Source organism: Falsihalocynthiibacter sp. BN13B15, from assembly GCF_041205415.1.
Classification (GTDB): domain Bacteria; phylum Pseudomonadota; class Alphaproteobacteria; order Rhodobacterales; family Rhodobacteraceae; genus Falsihalocynthiibacter; species Falsihalocynthiibacter arcticus.
The window spans coordinates 156,322-174,010 of sequence record NZ_JBGFCE010000001.1 but is presented as its reverse complement, the minus strand read 5'-3'; the positions used below and the strand labels follow the sequence as shown (position 1 = coordinate 174,010).

The following is a 17,689-nucleotide window of genomic DNA, read 5'->3' as shown; positions in this document are numbered from 1 at the left end:
TTCCTATGCGTCTGCGTCTGCAGCTTCTACTTCGGCCGGAGCCTCAGCAGCCGGAGCAGCACCACCACGTTGAAGAATGTCAGCGACTTTTTTGCCACGACGTTGTGCGACCATACGAGGGCTGCTCTCTTTTGTGAGACCATCAATCGTTGCACGGATCATGTTGTACGGGTTTTGCGAACCAATAGATTTCGCAACAACGTCCTGTACACCAAGCATTTCGAACACAGCGCGCATCGGACCACCGGCAATAATACCAGTACCCTGTGGAGCTGTACGCATCACAACTTTACCAGCGCCATGACGGCCCTCGATGTCGTGGTGCAACGTACGGCCTTCACGCAATGGAACGCGCACAAGTTGACGTTTAGCTTGTTCAGTTGCTTTGCGGATAGCTTCGGGAACTTCTTTTGCTTTCCCTTTGCCAAAACCCACGCGGCCTTTTTGATCTCCAACAACCACGAGCGCGGCAAAGCCGAAGCGTTTACCACCTTTCACGGTTTTGGAAACGCGGTTGATCGCTACGAGACGATCCGCAAATTCTGGTGTCTCTTCGCGGTCGCGACGAGGGCCGCGACGGTTGTTATCACGTTCTGCCATGTGGCATTCCTTTCTTCAGGCGCTCTGCGCCATAATCTGTCAATCCGAGTGGGGCCGCTCAGAACGAACAGCCCCCTGGATCATCGGGGTGGCCTAAGAGCCACCCACACTTTTTTAGAACTTCAAACCACCTTCACGAGCAGCCTCGGCCAAAGCCTTGATCTTACCGTGAAAGAGGAAGCCGCCACGATCAAAGTAGCATGCTTCAACACCAGCTTTTTTAGCACGCTCAGCAATAGCTGCGCCTACTTTCGTTGCTGCGGCGATGTTGTTGGTGTTCAAAACGCCCAGATCCTTCTCGAGAGAAGAAGCCGAAGCGATCGTTACGCCGTTCAAATCGTCGATCAACTGTACGCTGATGTTTTTGTTGGAACGATGAACAGACAGGCGCGCACGCCCATTTGCCATCTTCCGAAGTTTGTTCCGAACGCGCAGGCGGCGCTTCAGAAACAGAGTTCTTTTGCTGTTTGCCATTTCCTGGGTCCTTATTTCTTTTTACCGGCTTTGCGGAAGATGTACTCGTCTTTGTACTTGATGCCTTTGCCTTTATAGGGCTCGGGTTTACGCCATTCGCGAATATTCGCCGCGACTTGGCCAACAAGTTGAGAGTCGATACCTTCAACAAAGATGATCGTGTTTTTTGGTGATGTGACGGTTACGCCAGCAGGCACCTCGAAGTTAACTTCGTGGGAAAAACCAAGGCTCAGTTTCAGAGTAGTCCCCTGAACTGTAGCACGATAACCAACACCGTTGATTTCCAGTTCTTTCTTGAAGCCTTCCGTAACACCGGTCACCAAATTTTGGATACAAGTGCGGGACATACCCCATTGTTGACGCGCGCGCTTAGACTTAGAGCGCGGCACAACAGAAACTTCATCATTCGCAACAACGATTGAAATATCATCCGTTGCTGTGAAATTCAAAGTCCCTTTAGGGCCTTTTACTTCGACTGTTTGTCCGGAGACCGCGGCACTAACTCCTGCGGGCAACTTAACAGATTTTTTACCAATTCTTGACATCCGATCCTCCTAGAATACGGTGCAGAGCACTTCGCCGCCAACATTGGCATTGCGTGCAGATGCGTCCGACATCACACCCTGAGGTGTGGAGACCACGGAAATTCCCAAGCCCTGACGGACGACTGGGATGTCTTTAACGCCCATATAAACGCGACGGCCAGGTGTCGAAACACGCTTTAGGTCACGGATAACTGGAGTGCCATCAAGATACTTCAAGCTAATGTCGAGAGCCGGATGGCCATCTTTGCCTGTTGTCGCTTCATAGCCACGGATATAACCTTCAGAAAGAAGAACGTCGAGAACCCAAGCACGAAGCTTAGACGCAGGAGTCTCTACTGTTGATTTGCCGCGCATTTGTGCGTTGCGAATACGGGTGAGCATATCACCGATAGGATCATTCATATCGTCTCTCCCTTACCAGCTGGACTTAACCATGCCGGGGATTTGGCCATTCGAGCCAAGTTCCCGCAGCGCGATACGGCTGATTTTGAACTTACGGTAGTAAGCATGAGGACGACCCGTCAGCTGGCAACGGTTGTGAAGCCGTGTCGCGGACGAATTGCGAGGAAGTTTAGCAAGCTTCAGGCGAGCAGTGAAACGCTCTTCCATTGTCTTGCTTTCATCGTTTGCGATCTCTTTAAGAGCAGCACGTTTACCGGCGAATTTCTCCACCAAAAGTGCGCGCTTTTTCTCGCGTTCGATCATTGCTTTTTTAGCCATGTCTAACCTTTCCTTCCGCGATCAGCTGTTAAAGGGCATGTTGAAAGCTTTCAACAGCGCCTTTGCTTCCGCGTCGGTTTTTGCGGTGGTGGCGATTACGATATCCATACCCCAGATTTCGTCGACTTTGTCGTACTCAATCTCAGGAAAGACGATGTGTTCTTTCAGACCCATGGCGTAGTTGCCACGACCGTCAAAGCTTTTGCCAGAGATGCCGCGGAAGTCGCGGATACGAGGCATTGCAACGGTGATCAAACGATCCAGAAATTCGTACATCTTTTCGCCACGAAGAGTCACTTTAACACCAAGCGGCATATCTTCACGAACGCGGAAACCAGCGATGGATTTCTTGGCTTTTGTGATGAGAACCTTTTGACCAGCAATCGCAGTGAGGTCAGCCTCAGCGGATTTGATCTTTTTGGTGTCGCGTGTTGTTTCGCCGATACCCATGTTCAAGACAATTTTGTCGAGCTTAGGGATCATCATTTCGTTTTTGTAAGCGAACTCTTCTTTAAGAGCTGCACGAATGACGTCTTTGTAAACAGTCTTCAAACGGGGGGTGTAGTTTGCAGTATCAAGCATTATACGGTCTCCCCTGTTGTCTTCGCGAAACGCACTTTCTTGCCGTCTTCCTCACGGAAGCCAACGCGAGTTGCCTTACCTTTGGAGTCGAGCAGTGCGAGGTTAGAAAGTTGAATTGGCATCGCTTTAGGAACGCGACCGCCTTGGTCAGTTTGCGAAGCACGCACGTGGCGGATCGCAACATTGACACCTTCAACAACAGCTTTGCCGGACTTAGGATCGATAGACGCGATAGCGCCCTCTTTACCTTTGTCTTTACCGGCAAGCACGACGATTTTATCGCCTTTTTTCAATTTAGCAGCCATCTTACAGCACCTCCGGTGCAAGCGAGATGATCTTCATGAAGCTTTTTGCGCGCAACTCACGAACAACTGGGCCGAAGATACGTGTACCTACTGGCTCATTAGCGTTGTTCAGAATAACGGCTGCATTGCGATCAAAACGGATCACTGTGCCATCTTCACGAAATACTTCTTTAGCGGTGCGTACGACGACGGCCTTACGGACGTCCCCTTTTTTAACGCGCCCACGAGGGATGGCTTCTTTAACCGAGACGACGATAACGTCACCTACGGAAGCGTATCTACGCTTAGAGCCACCCAAAACCTTAATGCACTGAACACGGCGAGCGCCGGAGTTGTCAGCAACATCGAGATTTGTCTGCATTTGGATCATGCGATTTCTCCCGACCTATGGGGGCCATCCAATGGCTTGTCCCCAGGGTTTCGTAAATCTGAAAAGTCCCCGCTTAAGCGGAAAGAACTTCCCAGCGTTTCGTTTTCGACTTTGGTGCACATTCTTGAATGCGAACTTGATCACCAACGTTGAAAGCGTTCTGTTCATCGTGCGCCCGATATTTTTTGGACTTACGAATGGTTTTCTTCAAAACAGGGTGCGTGAAGCGACGTTCAACGGAAACAGTTACTGTTTGCGCGTTTTGGTTGCTTGTTACAGTGCCAGTCAAAATACGTTTAGGCATATCGTGGCTCCTATTCGCCAGCCGCTTTTGCGGCCTTTTCGTTAAGAATTGTTTTTACACGAGCGGCTGCACGACGTGCAGTTTTAACTTGTGCGGTGTTTTCGAGTTGCGACGTCGCTTGTTGGAACCGAAGATTGAACGATTCCTTTTTCAGCGCAACCAGCTCGTCTTGAAGCTGATCTGGTGTCTTATCACGTAGTTCATTGGCGTTCATGCGCCTCTTCCTTTCTCAAAACACCAGCCGGCCCCTGACGTTATTTCAGGGTCACCAAAAGCCTGGTGGATGAATAGCAAAACAAGCGAATCCCAGCGAGCTGGAATCCACGAGATGTGTGTCTATAATTGGGAGTCGCAGGGAGGGCAAGGGAAAGTTTGCCGAGGCCAGTAAATGTTGAGGTTTCCCCACTGGGAGCACCAATTTCGAGGTATTCCAGTATGCGAGTGACAGGCCGCACAATCGCACAAGACATGCCCTCCCCCACCTGATAAACTGCGCTCACGGATTTTCCCACACCAAAGACCACACAGGTATCCCTCAAATGTCACAGATCAATTCCCTCTTTGTTACCCGCCTCTATCGCGCCGCCTTAAATGAATTCGGGGATGCCATTGATGCGGGTGAACTCGAAACGTCGTGCCTCTCAATCGCTGAAGATGATGAGGCGGGACAGCAATGGTGCGAAGACAATGATTTTCCGGGTTATACCAGCTATGCGTCCCTCACGGATCTGGGCTGGCGGTTTCCCATCTTTGAGGATCTCGTCAAAGCGCTCGACAAACATGTTGCGGCCTTCGTCAAGGACCTCGAATTTGATCTGGATGGCAAAGAGGTTGTTCTCGACAATATCTGGATAAACATCCTGCCCCAAGGCGGCATTCATACCTCCCATATCCATCCTCACAGCATCGTTAGTGGCACGACCTATGTCACCATGCCTGAAGGTGCGAGCGCGATTAAATTCGAGGATCCCCGCTCCCAAATGATGATGGCCGCACCAACCCGCATTGCCAATGCCCGACCAGAAATGCGCAACTTCACCTATATCAAACCAGAAGTGAGTGACGTCCTATTGTGGGAGAGCTGGCTGCGCCACGAAGTACCGATGAATATGACAGAAGAGGAACGCATTAGCGTGAGTTTCAACTACGCTTGGCGCTGAACTCAGCCTATTGCCGTTTCCTGATTTGCGCCGTCACATTGATTTTTATGACGCTCCCCACAAGAGTGTCATATCCCACGACGTTGAACGCATTTCGATTGATTTGACCGGAAATCCTGATCGTCAAATTGTCTTGTTCATCGGGGTTTGAATCAGGTGCACGATAGAGTTTCGCAAGGAGCGTCATTGGACGCGTGACATCTTTGATCGTCATGTTCCCCCTAATGCGGACACTTTGCCCCACCGTATCAATTTTTGTCGACGTAAACCGAATGATCGGAAACTTCGCCACATCGAGGACCTCGGGCCCGCGCAAAGCGTCTGTGGCGAAGATAATTCCGCCTCTGACGGTGCGCGCATTGAGCGTCACATCGACCGTTGATTTCGAGACGCTGTCGAAATCCAGAATAAGCTTGGTTGAAAAATCCGGAAATGAGCCTGAAAATTCAAGGCCCTCAAGCGAGTAGGAAAATGACACTTTGCTGTGTTGCGTATCCATGTCGTAGGGCAAAGGCGCCGCGCGCACTGGGGCCGCAAGCACAAAGAGTCCCATCACCAGCGTTCGGAAAAACTTATTCATCCACCCAGCCTACTTGAGAACCCGTCTTCAGAACAGAAAAACCCCCACCGATTGCTCGGCGGGGGCTTCAATTTTTTCACCATATGCGCGGAGCGCTTGGGGTAGATTTACCAGTCTTCGCGAACAACTGTGCGGGTTTTCACCGGCAGTTTCATCGCTGCAAGGCGAAGAGCCTCACGAGCAGTAACTTCGTCTACACCGTCGATTTCAAAGAGAATCCGACCAGGCTTAACTTTCGCGGCCCAAAAATCGACAGAACCTTTACCTTTACCCATCCGAACTTCGGTTGGCTTGGAGGTGACGGGCAAATCTGGGAAAATCCGGATCCACACACGGCCTTGGCGTTTCATGTGACGTGTCATTGCACGACGCGCGGCTTCGATTTGACGCGCTGTGATGCGTTCTGGTTCAATGGTTTTGAGACCATATGTACCGAACGTTAGCGTCGATCCGCCTTTTGCAAGACCGTGGATACGGCCCTTAAACATTTTGCGGAATTTACTGCGTTTTGGCTGAAGCATCTATCTTCTCCTTAGCGACGACCGCCAGCACCGCGAGGTGTTGGACCGTCTTGGAGTTCCTGTTGCTTACGCTCATGCGCCGAAGGATCGTGTTCCATGATCTCGCCTTTGAAGATCCAGGTTTTAATCCCGATGATGCCATAGGCAGTCATCGCTTCGACATGTGCGTAATCGATATCGGCACGAAGTGTGTGCAAAGGCACGCGACCCTCACGGTACCATTCGGTCCGCGCGATCTCGGCACCGCCAAGACGGCCCGCAACGTTAACACGGATACCAAGGGCACCCATACGCATTGCGTTTTGCACCGCACGTTTCATCGCGCGACGGAAAGAAACCCGACGCTCGAGTTGTTGTGCGATATTCTCACCAACGAGAGCAGCATCCATCTCTGGCTTGCGAACTTCAACGATGTTGAGGTGCAATTCAGATTTGGTGAAAGCTGCGAGCTTCTTGCGAAGGCCTTCGATATCGGCGCCTTTTTTACCAATGATCACACCGGGACGGGCTGTGTAAATTGTTACACGGCACTTACGGTGTGGACGCTCGATAATCACCCGGGAGATGCCAGCTTGCTTGCATTCTTCCTTGATGAATTCGCGCATCTTGAGGTCTTCCAGAAGAAGATTCCCAAAATCTTTAGTGTCGGCATACCAGCGGCTATCCCAAGTACGGTTAACCTGAAGGCGCATGCCAATTGGATTTACTTTATTACCCATTATGCTTGCTCCTCATTCTGGCGAACCAAGATAGTTAGTTCCGAGAATGGCTTCAGAATTTTGCCGAACCGGCCACGTGCGCGTGGACGACCACGTTTCAGTGTCAGGTTTTTACCAACATAGGCTTCGGCAACGATCAACGAGTCAACATCCAGATTGTGGTTGTTTTCTGCGTTAGCGATCGCGGACTGGAGACATTTCTTAACGTCAGCAGCAATACGTTTGTTGCTGAAGGTCAGGTCTGTCAAAGCCTTGTCAACTTTCTTGCCACGGATCATCGCCGCAACAAGGTTCAGCTTGATAGGGGAAGTGCGGAGCATTTTGACTTTCGCCATTGCTTCGTTTTCCGCTACGCGGCGTGCGTTTTTTACTTTTGCCATGACTTATTTCCGCTTCGCTTTTTTGTCAGCAGAGTGGCCATAATAAGTACGAGTTGGCGAATACTCACCAAACTTTTGACCAATCATGTCTTCTGTGACGTTTACGGGAATATGTTTATGGCCGTTGTAAACACCGAACGTCAAACCCACAAACTGGGGCAGGATCGTGCTACGACGGGACCAAATTTTAATAACTTCATTGCGGCCAGATTCACGGCTCTTTTCGGCTTTCTTAAGCACGTAAGAGTCGACAAATGGGCCTTTCCATACAGAACGAGACATGGATTAGCGCCCCTTTTTCTTGGCGTGACGCGAGCGGACAATCAGCTTGCTAGACGCTTTTTTCTTGTTACGTGTACGCGCACCTTTGGTTGGTTTGCCCCATGGCGTCACAGGATGACGACCACCGGATGTCCGACCTTCACCACCACCGTGGGGGTGATCGACCGGGTTCATGGCAACACCACGTACAGAAGGACGGATGCCCTTGTGACGGTTGCGACCAGCTTTACCAATGTTTTGGTTGCTATTATCGGGGTTGGACACGGCACCAACGGTGGCCATGCATTCCTGACGGACCAAGCGCAATTCGCCAGAAGAGAGGCGGATTTGTGCATAGGCACCATCCCGTCCAACAAACTGAGCATATGTCCCAGCAGCACGAGCGATTTGACCGCCCTTACCCTGTTTCAGCTCGATGTTGTGAACGATTGTACCGATAGGCATGCCAGAGAAAGGCATCGCGTTACCAGGTTTGATGTCAGCTTTTGCAGAGGAGATGATTTTATCCCCAATTGCGAGACGCTGAGGCGCGAGAACATAAGTTTGCTCGCCGTCATCATATTTGACCAACGCAATAAACGCCGTCCGGTTCGGGTCATACTCGATCCGCTCTACGGTGGCTGCGATGTCCATTTTGTTGCGTTTGAAATCAACGATACGGTAGAGGCGCTTAGCACCCCCACCAATGCGACGCATTGTGATTCGTCCGGTGTTGTTCCGGCCGCCCGATTTCGTCAAACCCTCTGTGAGGGTCTTGACGGGACGTCCTTTCCAAAGCTCCGAACGGTCAATCAGAACCAGCCCACGCTGGCCTGGCGTCGTCGGTTTATACGACTTTAATGCCATGCTTTCTGTCTTCCGTTTAGCTAAGCGAACCCTGCCCTACTGGCGTGATCCGCGGTGTGAGCCCCCCGAAGGTGGCCAAATTATAGAGCCCCGAAGGTCCCCGATAAAAACAGCAAACAGCCCCAGAACGAATCTGAGGCCGAGAACCATTGGCGGGGAGTACCAGATTAACCTGGGGGGGTCCACACCGGATGGGGATTATTTTCGTGGGATGGCGGGAAAGGGTTTGGGACACTCATAATTAGGCAAAACAAACGTTCGGGTCAATGTCCGCTGTTGTGGAAGGTTATCGAATGAAGAAAGAAAACAAGCACCCGTCGGTCACCGCGAAGCGAACGGTAGCTTGGAGGGCTACAGCCTCAAGTTTAAGGCTCATTCTGTAGCTATTTGATACTGTCCTGCCTGAATCGCCACATATTGAGGACATTCCAAATTTGGTTCTAAGTACCTGACAAAAATGTGAAATATTCGCGAAAAAACATGCTCTTGTTCAGGAAAATCACGAATGCTGAAATTGAGAGAAGCTTTCTGCTCATTTTTACGGCAGACTTTCTCCTAAGAGGGCAATCAGATCCTCAAACGAGTAAAAACAGCAAAAACGGAGGATGGAATGAAACCGAAGATTGTTATTGGACTTGACGGTGCAGAGACGGGAGACCGCGCTTTAGCATTTGCCAAAGACTTGGCATCCAGAATGGATGACTGCGAACTGCTCGCCATTTACGTTATCGAATGGTCCCCGTTCACCTTTCAAACTGCGGAAGAAAACGCGCAACGGCACAAACGCCGTGAGGAAGAGATTGCGCTCGCCACATCGCGGATTGTTGACCCTGCGGTTAAGGCCCTAAAAGAGGCGGGCTTTAATGCCAGCGGTCTCGTGCGACATGGGGATGTTGCCGAAACTTTGAATGAACTCACCGTTCAAAACGGCGGTACGCAGATCATTGTTGGTCGCGCATCATCGCATGGGTTTGCGAAGCGTATTTTTGGTAGCTCAACACAAAACCTTGTGATGCACGCCGATGTGCCTGTCACAGTTGTAGGATAGGGGACACTATGAAAATCACATCAAAAATCTCGCTGGCCTCAATAGCCTTGACCATCGCCGCCAGTCCTCTAATGGCACAAGAGGCGATGGGGATCGATGAAAAGGTCAACCAAATCTTCGCAAAAATAACCGGCCCATTCGTGAGCCTAATTTTCGCACCCTTCCCCGGAACAAGCTTTCCGTGGATCGTGATGTGGCTGGTGATCGCCGCTTCTATTTTTACCGTCTACTTCGGTTTTGTTCAATTTCGATTTCTTCGGCATTCTATCGAACTGGTTAAAGGCGATTATTCCGATCCCAATGACGCGGGCGAGGTTAGTCATTTCCAAGCGCTTGCCACGGCTCTGTCGGGAACTGTCGGCTTAGGAAATATCGCGGGTGTCGCTGTTGCCGTTGGGATTGGTGGGCCGGGGGCTACGTTCTGGATGATCCTTGCCGGTCTGCTTGGCATGGCGTCCAAATTCACCGAATGTACGCTGGGCGTGAAATATCGTAACGAATACCCCGACGGCACTGTTTCGGGGGGCCCAATGTACTACATCTCGAAGGGCTTCAAAGAATTGGGTTTGCCGGGGGGTAAATTCCTCGCGGTTCTTTTCTCGGTCTTTTGTATTCTTGGTGCTCTTGGCGGCGGTAATATGTTCCAAGCCAATCAAGCGCATGCACAGATTTCTGGTATTGTCGGCGAATATCCAGGCTGGATCACAGGGATCATTTTCGCAGTTGTTGTATTCTCGGTTATCGTGGGCGGGATCAAATCCATAGCCAACGTAACAGAAAAAGTCGTGCCATTTATGGGCATCCTGTATGTCGGTGCGGCGTTGATCATTCTGCTGGTAAACTACGACAAAATCGGCTGGGCTTTTGGTCAGATTTTCGACGGTGCCTTTACAGGGCTTGGCGTTGCTGGCGGTTTTGTCGGGGCCTTGATCCAAGGTTTCAAACGGGCCGCATTTTCGAATGAGGCTGGTGTTGGGTCTGCGGCGATTGCCCACTCTGCGGTGAAAACCAAAGAGCCTATCACCGAGGGCTTTGTGTCCTTGCTCGAGCCATTGATCGATACTGTCGTGATTTGCACAATGACCGCATTGGTGATCGTGATTTCGCAACAGTTGGTTCTCGACCCGGCAACAGGTAACTACCTTCTGAACGAGGCAGGATCGGCTATTGCAACAGTCGACGGCAACACAGGCGTTGCACTAACATCTGCGGCCTTCGGGTCTAGCATCAGTTGGTTCCCGTATGTCTTGGCCATCGCAGTTGTGCTGTTTGCCTTCTCGACGATGATTTCTTGGTCCTACTACGGCTTGAAAAGCTGGACCTATTTGTTTGGGGAAAGCAAAGCATCGGAACTGACGTTTAAAGTCATCTTCTGTGTGTTCATCGTAATCGGGGCTGCGGCGTCGCTGGGTCCTGTCATCGACTTCTCCGATGCTGCGATCTTTGCCATGGCGGTTGTGAACATCTTCTGCCTCTACTTCTTGATGAAGTTGGTTCGTACTGAACTTGCGTCCTATTCTTCGCGCCTCAAAAGCGGCGAAATCAAAAAGTTCACGCATTAAACAAACATCTCTGGCGCGCTGCAATGTGCGCCAGAGTCTATTTTACCAGGCGTTTAATCGTCTAGGGCTGCGGTAAGCATCACGTAAACAGCCGTTGGTCAAATGCTACTGAACGGCACAAAAGTCCGCTTAGCGGTCATCCAACACAAACGCAAAGAGGCCCCCGCATTTCTGCGAGGGCCTCTTTAAAGCTTCAGAAAGCTAATCTTAGAGTCCGGTGGACACGTCGATTGTATTGCCTTCTTCAAGGGTCACATAAGCCTTTTTAACGTCTTTACGCTTGCCTGGGCGGCCGCGGAAACGTTTGGTTTTACCCTTAGTGATCGTTGTGTTTACAGCTTTGACCTTTACGCCAAAGAGCGCTTCAACAGCGTCTTTGATTTGGGGCTTGTTGCTGTCGATCGCGACTTCAAAAACAACGGCACCGTTTTCGGAAACCATAGTTGCTTTTTCAGTAATGATCGGCTTACGGATCACATCATATTGTGCTGCTTTGGTGCTCATTTTAAACGTGCCTCCAATGCTTCGAGACCTGCTTTAGTGATCACAAGAGTGTCACGCTTCAGGATATCGAATACGTTAGCGCCCATCGATGGCAGGATATCCAAGCCTTCGATGTTACGTGCGGCGCGCGCAAAGTTTTCGTTCACGGTGGCACCGTCGATGATCAATGCGCGTTTCCAACCCAGCTCTTTAATAGCTTTCGCCAGAACCGAAGTTTTTACGTCATTGAAATCGATTGAGTCGATAACAACCAATTCACCAGCAACTGCCTTAGCGGACAATGCGTGGCAAAGACCAAGCTTGCGGAATTTCTTCGTCAGCTCGTGGCCGTGGCTACGGGGCGTTGGGCCCTTGTAAACACCACCACCGCGGAAGATCGGCGCAGAACGGGCACCGTGGCGAGCGCCACCGCTGCCTTTTTGGCGAACAATCTTCTTGGTCGAGTAGCTCACTTCTGAGCGAGTCTTAACCTTGTGTGTACCAGCTTGCGCATTGTTGCGCTGCCAGCGAACGACGCGGTGCAGGATGTCAGCACGTGGCTCAAGACCAAACAGGGCCTCGTCCAAATCCAATGTGCCGGCACTGCTACCGTCGAGTTTGATTACATCGGCCTTCATTCTACTGCTCCTTCTGCGGGAGCCGCGACAGCTGCTTCAACAACGGCACTTTTCAGTGCTGCTGGGAAAGGAACGCCGTCAGGCAGTTTCTTTTTCACTGCGTCTTTGACAGTGACCCAACCGCCCTTGGAACCAGGAACAGCGCCTTTAACCATGATCAAGCCACGGTCAGCATCTGTACGCATAACTTCAAGGTTTTGAGTTGTCACACGAGCGGAACCCATGTGTCCGGCCATTTTCTTACCTTTGAAAACTTTGCCGGGGTCTTGACATTGACCAGTAGAGCCGTGCGAGCGGTGGGAAACGGACACACCGTGAGTAGCACGAAGGCCCCCAAAGTTGTGACGCTTCATAGCACCCTGAAAGCCTTTACCGATCGACGTACCAGAGACGTCAACTTTTTGACCTGCAATATAGTGCTCAGCAGAAATCTCTTCGCCAATGGCGATGAGGTTTGCTTCGGAGACGCGGAATTCCGCAACTTTCCGTTTTGGCGCTACGTTGGCTTTAGCAAAGTGGCCGCGCATCCCTTGGGACGTGCGTTTTGCTTTGGCCGTACCAGCACCAAGCTGAACAGCAGTATAGCCGTCACGATCAGACGTACGCTGATCAACGACTTGCAAGTTTTCGAGTTGGAGAACGGTTACAGGAATCTGTTTGCCGTCTTCCAAGAAAAGGCGGGTCATACCAACCTTTTTTGCGATTACACCAGAGCGCATCAAATACCCTCCTTAAACCTTGATCTCGACGTCAACACCCGCAGCAAGGTCGAGCTTCATCAGCGCGTCTACTGTTTGGGGTGTTGGGTCGACGATATCCAGCAGGCGCTTGTGCGTGCGGATTTCGAACTGATCACGGGATTTCTTGTTCACGTGAGGACTGCGAAGAACTGTGAACTTCTCGATTTTGTTCGGCAGCGGGATAGGTCCACGAACTGTGGCGCCTGTGCGCTTTGCGGTGCTTACGATTTCTTGTGTGCTGGCGTCCAGTACACGGAAATCAAACGCCTTGAGCCGAATGCGAATATTTTGCGACTGCATGTCGTAGCCTTTCGCGGCTTTTAAGAATTGAGAGGTGGGACCGCACGGGATTGTACGACCTACATCGAATTCAGATTCTTTAAGAAGAATTGGCGCCCCAAGTAAGGGACGCCAATCAATTGGTCAAGCAGCTAATGCTTACTCGATGATTTTAGAGACAACACCGGAACCAACAGTGCGGCCGCCTTCGCGGATCGCAAAGCGCAGGCCAGCTTCCATGGCGATTGGCGCGATCAGTTCAACTGTGAACTTCAAGTTGTCGCCTGGCATTACCATTTCTGTGCCTTCAGGAAGCGTAACTGTGCCCGTTACGTCCGTTGTACGGAAGTAGAACTGTGGACGGTAGTTCGCAAAGAACGGCGTGTGACGGCCACCCTCTTCTTTGGTCAAAATATAGACCTCAGCTTCAAACTTCGTGTGTGGCTTAACGGAACCTGGCTTACAAAGGATCTGACCACGCTCAACACCTTCACGGTCAACACCGCGAAGAAGCGCACCAATGTTGTCACCCGCTTCACCGCGATCAAGCAGTTTGCGGAACATTTCAACACCAGTACAAGTGGTTGTTGTTGTGTCTTTGAGACCAACGATTTCGATGGAATCCCCAACGTTAACAACTCCGCGCTCGATACGGCCTGTTACAACAGTACCGCGACCAGAGATCGAGAACACGTCCTCGATTGGCATCAAGAAAGGTTCGTCAATCGCACGTGGAGGCTGTGGAATGAAGGAATCAACCGCCGCCATCAACTCAGCGATTTTCTTGGCGCCGATTTCTTCGTCACGGTCTTCCAAAGCAGCCAAAGCAGAACCAGCAATTACGGGGATATTATCGCCGTCATAACCATACTCTGTGAGAAGCTCACGGATTTCCATTTCAACCAACTCAAGAAGCTCATCGTCGTCTACTTGGTCAACTTTGTTCATGAAGACAACCATTTCAGGGATGCCAACTTGGCGACCCAAAAGGATGTGCTCACGTGTTTGTGGCATCGGACCATCGGCTGCGTTCACAACCAAGATCGCGCCGTCCATTTGCGCCGCACCGGTGATCATGTTTTTCACATAGTCAGCGTGGCCTGGGCAATCAACGTGCGCATAGTGACGTGCTTCAGTCTCATACTCAACGTGTGCTGTCGAGATGGTGATGCCGCGTGCTTTTTCTTCGGGCGCGCCGTCAATTTGGTCGTATGCTTGGAAGTTGTCCGAAAACTGCTTCGTAATCGCAGCTGTCAAAGTCGTCTTACCGTGGTCAACGTGGCCGATTGTACCAATGTTACAATGCGGTTTGTTACGTTGGAATTTTTCCTTACCCATGAGGCTCTCCTAGTGGTTAGTGAGCGGGTCAGAAAAAAGTCTGACCCGCAATTACGATTAGGCGAATTTCGCCTGAATTTCTTCCGAGATATTCGACGGTACTGGTTCGTAATGGTCAAACTGCATCGAGAAGTTTGCGCGGCCCGAAGACATTGAGCGCAAATTGTTGATGTAGCCGAACATGTTAGCCAATGGGACGAAAGCATCGATAGCAATGGCGTTACCGCGTGTATCTTGCCCTTGAATATGACCGCGACGCGATGTCAGATCGCCAATAACACTACCAGTGTATTCATCTGGAGTGATGACTTCGACCTTCATGATTGGCTCAAGCAATTTCGCGCCAGCTTTCCGCATACCTTCCCGCATACACATACGTGCAGCGATTTCGAATGCGAGGATGCTGGAGTCAACATCGTGGTACTTACCCTCGATAAGAATGACTTTAAAGTCGATCACGGGGAAGCCAGCAAGGGGGCCACTATCCATAACCGATTTAATGCCTTTTTCAACACCCGGTACGTATTCTTTCGGAACAGACCCACCAACGACTTTGCTTTCGAAGGAGTAACCCTCGCCCGGCTCAGTTGGGATGATCTGTAGTTTAACTTCAGCGTATTGACCCGAACCACCCGACTGTTTCTTGTGGGTGTAAACGTGCTCAACTTCGTGGCCAATGGTCTCGCGGTAGGCAACTTGTGGAGCACCGATATTTGCTTCAACCTTAAACTCACGCTTAAGACGGTCCACGAGGATATCGAGGTGAAGCTCGCCCATGCCGCGCATAATTGTTTGACCGGACTCAAGGTCAGTCTCAACGCGGAAGGAAGGATCCTCAGCAGCCAAACGGCCAAGGCCAGTCGACATTTTTTCTTGGTCAGCCTTTGTTTTAGGCTCAATCGCGATCTCGATAACAGGCTCTGGGAACGTCATCGTTTCCAAAACTACTGGATCAGCAACGGAACACAGAGTGTCACCCGTTGTTGTATCTTTGAGGCCTGCAAGCGCGATAATGTCGCCCGCAAATGCTTCTTGGATCTCTTCGCGATCGTTAGAGTGCATCATCATCATACGACCGACGCGCTCTTTGCGGCCTTTCGTAGAGTTCAGAAGGTTGTCACCTTTGTTCAGAACGCCAGAGTAGATGCGTGTGAACGTAAGAGTACCAACGAAGGGGTCGTTCATGATTTTGAACGCAAGTCCCGAGAACGCCATATTATCATCCGCGCGACGCGGGATATTACGGGTTTCTGTCTCGTCACCTGGTCTAAAGCCCATGTAATCCACAACGTCCATCGGGGATGGAAGATAGTCGATCACAGCATTCAACAGAGGCTGAACGCCTTTGTTTTTGAACGCAGAACCACAAAGAACGGGAATGAATTTGATGGCCAAAGTCCCTGCGCGAATAAGGCGACGCAAGGTTGGAACATCAGGCTCATTGCCTTCGAGGTAAGCTTCCATTGCCGCGTCATCCATATCGACAGCAATCTCAATCAGTTTGCCGCGCCATTCAGTCGCCAACTCAAGAAGTTCAGCACGGATTGGGCGTTTTTCCCAAGATGCGCCAAGGTCTTCACCTTCCCAAACCCACTCTTCCATGGTCACAAGATCGACCAAGCCTTCGAGTTCGGTTTCTGAACCGATTGGGATTTGGATTGGAGCCGCAACAGCGCCCGTACGATCTTCGATCATATGAACACAGTTGAAGAAGTCCGCGCCGATTTTGTCCATTTTGTTGACAAAAACAATGCGCGGAACTTTATAACGGTCAGCCTGACGCCAAACAGTTTCAGTCTGTGGTTCAACACCCGCATTCGCGTCTAGAACCGCAACAGCACCATCGAGAACAGCCAAGGAACGCTCAACTTCGATTGTGAAGTCAACGTGACCTGGTGTGTCGATAATGTTCATCCGGTGCTTTTCGCCGTCTGGGTTGTCACCGTCTTCGGTGCGCTCCCAGAACGTCGTTGTTGCAGCCGAAGTAATAGTAATACCGCGCTCTTGCTCTTGCTCCATCCAGTCCATAGTGGCCGCACCATCGTGCACCTCACCAATATTGTGGGACTTGCCTGTATAAAACAGGATGCGCTCGGAACAGGTAGTTTTACCTGCGTCGATGTGCGCCATGATGCCGAAGTTGCGGTATCTGTCGAGGGGATAATCGCGTGCCATTATGTTGGTCCTAAGCCCTAAGGGTTTACCAGCGGTAATGGCTGAAAGCTTTGTTCGCTTCGGCCATTTTGTGGGTATCTTCGCGCTTTTTGACGGCTGTGCCACGGTTATTAACCGCATCCAACAACTCACCAGCAAGACGCTCTTCCATTGTGTTCTCGTTACGCTTGCGCGCAGACGTGATCAACCAACGGATCGCAAGTGCTTCGCGGCGCTCAGGGCGCACATCAACAGGCACCTGATACGTCGCACCACCCACGCGGCGCGAACGCACTTCGAGGGAAGGTTTGATGTTTTCGAGTGCTTCATGGAACACTTCTACAGGTGCGCGTTTGATCTTGTCTTCAACGCGATCAAACGCGTTGTAAACAATGCTCTCAGCAACGGATTTTTTACCATCGATCATGAGGTTATTCATGAACTTGGTAAGAACTTTATCCCCAAACTTAGCGTCTGGAAGAACTTCGCGCTTTTCAGCGGCGTGACGACGGGACATCTCAGTCTCCCTTTATTTAGGACGCTTAGCGCCGTATTTCGAACGACGTTGCTTACGATCTTTAACACCTTGGGTATCCAGCACACCGCGCAGAACGTGGTAGCGAACACCCGGAAGGTCTTTTACACGACCGCCGCGGATAAGAACAACAGAGTGCTCCTGAAGGTTGTGACCTTCACCCGGGATGTAGCTAATGACCTCAAAACCATTTGTCAGACGCACTTTGGCGACGCGACGCATAGCAGAGTTTGGTTTCTTTGGTGTCGTTGTATAGACACGTGTGCAGACGCCACGCTTCTGAGGACAAGCCTGCAGGTGCATGGATTTCTGACGCTTTACTTTCGGCTGGCGCGGCTTGCGGATCAGCTGTTGTATAGTTGGCATTCCGGTTATTTCCCCGTGTTGCAACACAAAATTTCAAAACGGGACGACGCCCCGTATGGCTCATAGGCACATCCCGTGCACAAAACGCAAAAAAACCACATCCATCCCCAGTGTGGGAACGACGCGGTGGGCATTCAGAGGATCGGAGCAATAAGGCC

Annotated in this window: 27 protein-coding genes; 3 read left to right on the top strand and 24 right to left on the bottom strand. The window is 51.0% G+C overall.

Annotation, left to right across the window (positions count from 1 at the left end; genetic code table 11):
* Window positions 1–3: 3 nt before the first annotated feature.
* The 10 genes from rpsE to rpmC form a co-directional block, all read right to left on the bottom strand.
* Window positions 4–600, bottom strand: coding sequence for a 30S ribosomal protein S5 (gene rpsE, locus AB9F26_RS00860; RefSeq protein WP_039004066.1), 597 nt, complete (start codon window positions 598–600; stop codon window positions 4–6).
* 114 nt (window positions 601–714) lie between these two features.
* A complete protein-coding gene (rplR, locus tag AB9F26_RS00855) occupies window positions 715–1,074 on the bottom strand; it encodes a 50S ribosomal protein L18 (protein WP_039004067.1) in 360 nt (119 codons plus the stop codon).
* Between the two features lie 11 nt (window positions 1,075–1,085).
* Window positions 1,086–1,619 carry a 50S ribosomal protein L6 gene (gene rplF / locus AB9F26_RS00850; RefSeq protein ID WP_039004068.1) on the bottom strand — a complete coding sequence of 178 codons (534 nt, stop codon included), beginning with the start codon at window positions 1,617–1,619 and terminating at the stop codon, window positions 1,086–1,088.
* Between the two features lie 9 nt (window positions 1,620–1,628).
* Window positions 1,629–2,021, bottom strand: a complete 393-nt coding sequence (rpsH, locus tag AB9F26_RS00845) for a 30S ribosomal protein S8 (protein WP_039004069.1) — start codon at window positions 2,019–2,021, stop codon at window positions 1,629–1,631.
* Window positions 2,022–2,033: 12 nt separating this feature from the next.
* Window positions 2,034–2,339: a 30S ribosomal protein S14 gene (gene rpsN / locus AB9F26_RS00840; RefSeq protein ID WP_039004070.1), complete on the bottom strand. Its 306-nt coding sequence runs from the start codon at window positions 2,337–2,339 to the stop codon at window positions 2,034–2,036.
* Window positions 2,340–2,360: 21 nt separating this feature from the next.
* The gene (gene rplE, locus AB9F26_RS00835) at window positions 2,361–2,921 is read right to left on the bottom strand and encodes a 50S ribosomal protein L5 (RefSeq protein ID WP_039004071.1); all 561 of its coding nucleotides are present in this window, start codon (window positions 2,919–2,921) and stop codon (window positions 2,361–2,363) included.
* Complete coding sequence (rplX, locus tag AB9F26_RS00830; RefSeq protein ID WP_039004072.1) at window positions 2,921–3,226, bottom strand: 50S ribosomal protein L24; 306 nt, start codon at window positions 3,224–3,226, stop codon at window positions 2,921–2,923. The genes rplE and rplX overlap by 1 nt, the downstream gene beginning before the upstream one ends.
* A gap of 1 nt (window position 3,227) precedes the next feature.
* A complete protein-coding gene (rplN, locus tag AB9F26_RS00825) occupies window positions 3,228–3,596 on the bottom strand; it encodes a 50S ribosomal protein L14 (protein ID WP_039004073.1) in 369 nt (122 codons plus the stop codon).
* A 73-nt stretch (window positions 3,597–3,669) separates the two neighbouring features.
* On the bottom strand, window positions 3,670–3,900 hold the full coding sequence (rpsQ, locus tag AB9F26_RS00820) for a 30S ribosomal protein S17 (protein WP_039004074.1): 231 nt from the start codon (window positions 3,898–3,900) through the stop codon (window positions 3,670–3,672).
* 10 nt (window positions 3,901–3,910) lie between these two features.
* Window positions 3,911–4,114 (bottom strand): 50S ribosomal protein L29, encoded by a 204-nt coding sequence (rpmC, locus tag AB9F26_RS00815; RefSeq protein ID WP_039004075.1) that lies wholly within the window; start codon window positions 4,112–4,114, stop codon window positions 3,911–3,913.
* 325 nt (window positions 4,115–4,439) lie between these two features.
* Here rpmC and AB9F26_RS00810 point away from each other — a divergent pair, with 325 nt between their 5' ends.
* The gene (locus AB9F26_RS00810; RefSeq protein ID WP_335586590.1) at window positions 4,440–5,060 is read left to right on the top strand and encodes a 2OG-Fe(II) oxygenase family protein; all 621 of its coding nucleotides are present in this window, start codon (window positions 4,440–4,442) and stop codon (window positions 5,058–5,060) included.
* 7 nt (window positions 5,061–5,067) lie between these two features.
* Here the strand turns inward: AB9F26_RS00810 and AB9F26_RS00805 are convergent, their stop codons facing one another.
* The 6 genes from AB9F26_RS00805 to rplB all read right to left on the bottom strand — a co-directional run bounded on the left by AB9F26_RS00805 (window position 5,068) and on the right by rplB (window position 8,388).
* Entirely contained in the window at window positions 5,068–5,640 is a 573-nt protein-coding gene (locus tag AB9F26_RS00805) for a YceI family protein (RefSeq protein WP_369767071.1), read from the bottom strand.
* 107 nt (window positions 5,641–5,747) lie between these two features.
* Window positions 5,748–6,161 (bottom strand): 50S ribosomal protein L16, encoded by a 414-nt coding sequence (gene rplP, locus AB9F26_RS00800; protein WP_039001096.1) that lies wholly within the window; start codon window positions 6,159–6,161, stop codon window positions 5,748–5,750.
* Between the two features lie 11 nt (window positions 6,162–6,172).
* A complete protein-coding gene (gene rpsC, locus AB9F26_RS00795) occupies window positions 6,173–6,880 on the bottom strand; it encodes a 30S ribosomal protein S3 (RefSeq protein ID WP_039001095.1) in 708 nt (235 codons plus the stop codon).
* A complete protein-coding gene (rplV, locus tag AB9F26_RS00790) occupies window positions 6,880–7,260 on the bottom strand; it encodes a 50S ribosomal protein L22 (protein WP_039001094.1) in 381 nt (126 codons plus the stop codon). Before rplV ends, rpsC begins: the two co-directional genes overlap by 1 nt.
* Window positions 7,261–7,263: 3 nt before the next feature.
* Window positions 7,264–7,542 carry a 30S ribosomal protein S19 gene (rpsS, locus tag AB9F26_RS00785; RefSeq protein WP_039001093.1) on the bottom strand — a complete coding sequence of 93 codons (279 nt, stop codon included), beginning with the start codon at window positions 7,540–7,542 and terminating at the stop codon, window positions 7,264–7,266.
* Window positions 7,543–7,545: 3 nt separating this feature from the next.
* A complete protein-coding gene (gene rplB / locus AB9F26_RS00780) occupies window positions 7,546–8,388 on the bottom strand; it encodes a 50S ribosomal protein L2 (protein WP_039001092.1) in 843 nt (280 codons plus the stop codon).
* Window positions 8,389–8,998: 610 nt separating this feature from the next.
* Here rplB and AB9F26_RS00775 point away from each other — a divergent pair.
* Complete coding sequence (locus AB9F26_RS00775) at window positions 8,999–9,436, top strand: universal stress protein (protein WP_335586592.1); 438 nt, start codon at window positions 8,999–9,001, stop codon at window positions 9,434–9,436.
* Between the two features lie 8 nt (window positions 9,437–9,444).
* On the top strand, window positions 9,445–10,998 hold the full coding sequence (locus AB9F26_RS00770; RefSeq protein WP_335586593.1) for an alanine/glycine:cation symporter family protein: 1,554 nt from the start codon (window positions 9,445–9,447) through the stop codon (window positions 10,996–10,998).
* 207 nt (window positions 10,999–11,205) lie between these two features.
* On the opposite strand, the gene AB9F26_RS00765 is transcribed toward AB9F26_RS00770, so the two are convergent.
* The 8 genes from AB9F26_RS00765 to rpsL all read right to left on the bottom strand — a co-directional run bounded on the left by AB9F26_RS00765 (window position 11,206) and on the right by rpsL (window position 17,531).
* Complete coding sequence (locus tag AB9F26_RS00765; protein ID WP_038999799.1) at window positions 11,206–11,502, bottom strand: 50S ribosomal protein L23; 297 nt, start codon at window positions 11,500–11,502, stop codon at window positions 11,206–11,208.
* Complete coding sequence (rplD, locus tag AB9F26_RS00760; RefSeq protein ID WP_038999800.1) at window positions 11,499–12,119, bottom strand: 50S ribosomal protein L4; 621 nt, start codon at window positions 12,117–12,119, stop codon at window positions 11,499–11,501. Before rplD ends, AB9F26_RS00765 begins: the two co-directional genes overlap by 4 nt.
* Window positions 12,116–12,838 (bottom strand): 50S ribosomal protein L3, encoded by a 723-nt coding sequence (gene rplC, locus AB9F26_RS00755; RefSeq protein ID WP_369756384.1) that lies wholly within the window; start codon window positions 12,836–12,838, stop codon window positions 12,116–12,118. Before rplC ends, rplD begins: the two co-directional genes overlap by 4 nt.
* A gap of 12 nt (window positions 12,839–12,850) precedes the next feature.
* Window positions 12,851–13,159, bottom strand: a complete 309-nt coding sequence (gene rpsJ, locus AB9F26_RS00750) for a 30S ribosomal protein S10 (protein ID WP_038999803.1) — start codon at window positions 13,157–13,159, stop codon at window positions 12,851–12,853.
* A gap of 138 nt (window positions 13,160–13,297) precedes the next feature.
* The gene (tuf, locus tag AB9F26_RS00745; protein ID WP_369758199.1) at window positions 13,298–14,476 is read right to left on the bottom strand and encodes an elongation factor Tu; all 1,179 of its coding nucleotides are present in this window, start codon (window positions 14,474–14,476) and stop codon (window positions 13,298–13,300) included.
* A gap of 57 nt (window positions 14,477–14,533) precedes the next feature.
* Window positions 14,534–16,651, bottom strand: coding sequence for an elongation factor G (fusA, locus tag AB9F26_RS00740; RefSeq protein WP_335586681.1), 2,118 nt, complete (start codon window positions 16,649–16,651; stop codon window positions 14,534–14,536).
* Window positions 16,652–16,676: 25 nt separating this feature from the next.
* A complete protein-coding gene (gene rpsG / locus AB9F26_RS00735; protein WP_039003446.1) occupies window positions 16,677–17,147 on the bottom strand; it encodes a 30S ribosomal protein S7 in 471 nt (156 codons plus the stop codon).
* Between the two features lie 12 nt (window positions 17,148–17,159).
* Window positions 17,160–17,531, bottom strand: coding sequence for a 30S ribosomal protein S12 (gene rpsL, locus AB9F26_RS00730; RefSeq protein WP_039003445.1), 372 nt, complete (start codon window positions 17,529–17,531; stop codon window positions 17,160–17,162).
* Between the last annotated feature and the right edge of the window lie 158 nt (window positions 17,532–17,689).

Excerpts from the sequence above, each read along its gene's own strand:
- rpsE (WP_039004066.1), bottom strand. The coding sequence starts at position 600 with ATGGCAGAACGTGATAACAACCGTCGCGGCCCTCGTCGCGACCGCGAA.
- rplR (WP_039004067.1), bottom strand. The coding sequence starts at position 1,074 with ATGGCAAACAGCAAAAGAACTCTGTTTCTGAAGCGCCGCCTGCGCGTT.
- rplF (WP_039004068.1), bottom strand. The coding sequence starts at position 1,619 with ATGTCAAGAATTGGTAAAAAATCTGTTAAGTTGCCCGCAGGAGTTAGT.
- rpsH (WP_039004069.1), bottom strand. The coding sequence starts at position 2,021 with ATGAATGATCCTATCGGTGATATGCTCACCCGTATTCGCAACGCACAA.
- rpsN (WP_039004070.1), bottom strand. The coding sequence starts at position 2,339 with ATGGCTAAAAAAGCAATGATCGAACGCGAGAAAAAGCGCGCACTTTTG.
- rplE (WP_039004071.1), bottom strand. The coding sequence starts at position 2,921 with ATGCTTGATACTGCAAACTACACCCCCCGTTTGAAGACTGTTTACAAA.
- rplX (WP_039004072.1), bottom strand. The coding sequence starts at position 3,226 with ATGGCTGCTAAATTGAAAAAAGGCGATAAAATCGTCGTGCTTGCCGGT.
- rplN (WP_039004073.1), bottom strand. The coding sequence starts at position 3,596 with ATGATCCAAATGCAGACAAATCTCGATGTTGCTGACAACTCCGGCGCT.
- rpsQ (WP_039004074.1), bottom strand. The coding sequence starts at position 3,900 with ATGCCTAAACGTATTTTGACTGGCACTGTAACAAGCAACCAAAACGCG.
- rpmC (WP_039004075.1), bottom strand. The coding sequence starts at position 4,114 with ATGAACGCCAATGAACTACGTGATAAGACACCAGATCAGCTTCAAGAC.
- AB9F26_RS00810 (WP_335586590.1), top strand. The coding sequence starts at position 4,440 with ATGTCACAGATCAATTCCCTCTTTGTTACCCGCCTCTATCGCGCCGCC.
- AB9F26_RS00805 (WP_369767071.1), bottom strand. The coding sequence starts at position 5,640 with ATGAATAAGTTTTTCCGAACGCTGGTGATGGGACTCTTTGTGCTTGCG.
- rplP (WP_039001096.1), bottom strand. The coding sequence starts at position 6,161 with ATGCTTCAGCCAAAACGCAGTAAATTCCGCAAAATGTTTAAGGGCCGT.
- rpsC (WP_039001095.1), bottom strand. The coding sequence starts at position 6,880 with ATGGGTAATAAAGTAAATCCAATTGGCATGCGCCTTCAGGTTAACCGT.
- rplV (WP_039001094.1), bottom strand. The coding sequence starts at position 7,260 with ATGGCAAAAGTAAAAAACGCACGCCGCGTAGCGGAAAACGAAGCAATG.
- rpsS (WP_039001093.1), bottom strand. The coding sequence starts at position 7,542 with ATGTCTCGTTCTGTATGGAAAGGCCCATTTGTCGACTCTTACGTGCTT.
- rplB (WP_039001092.1), bottom strand. The coding sequence starts at position 8,388 with ATGGCATTAAAGTCGTATAAACCGACGACGCCAGGCCAGCGTGGGCTG.
- AB9F26_RS00775 (WP_335586592.1), top strand. The coding sequence starts at position 8,999 with ATGAAACCGAAGATTGTTATTGGACTTGACGGTGCAGAGACGGGAGAC.
- AB9F26_RS00770 (WP_335586593.1), top strand. The coding sequence starts at position 9,445 with ATGAAAATCACATCAAAAATCTCGCTGGCCTCAATAGCCTTGACCATC.
- AB9F26_RS00765 (WP_038999799.1), bottom strand. The coding sequence starts at position 11,502 with ATGAGCACCAAAGCAGCACAATATGATGTGATCCGTAAGCCGATCATT.
- rplD (WP_038999800.1), bottom strand. The coding sequence starts at position 12,119 with ATGAAGGCCGATGTAATCAAACTCGACGGTAGCAGTGCCGGCACATTG.
- rplC (WP_369756384.1), bottom strand. The coding sequence starts at position 12,838 with ATGCGCTCTGGTGTAATCGCAAAAAAGGTTGGTATGACCCGCCTTTTC.
- rpsJ (WP_038999803.1), bottom strand. The coding sequence starts at position 13,159 with ATGCAGTCGCAAAATATTCGCATTCGGCTCAAGGCGTTTGATTTCCGT.
- tuf (WP_369758199.1), bottom strand. The coding sequence starts at position 14,476 with ATGGGTAAGGAAAAATTCCAACGTAACAAACCGCATTGTAACATTGGT.
- fusA (WP_335586681.1), bottom strand. The coding sequence starts at position 16,651 with ATGGCACGCGATTATCCCCTCGACAGATACCGCAACTTCGGCATCATG.
- rpsG (WP_039003446.1), bottom strand. The coding sequence starts at position 17,147 with ATGTCCCGTCGTCACGCCGCTGAAAAGCGCGAAGTTCTTCCAGACGCT.
- rpsL (WP_039003445.1), bottom strand. The coding sequence starts at position 17,531 with ATGCCAACTATACAACAGCTGATCCGCAAGCCGCGCCAGCCGAAAGTA.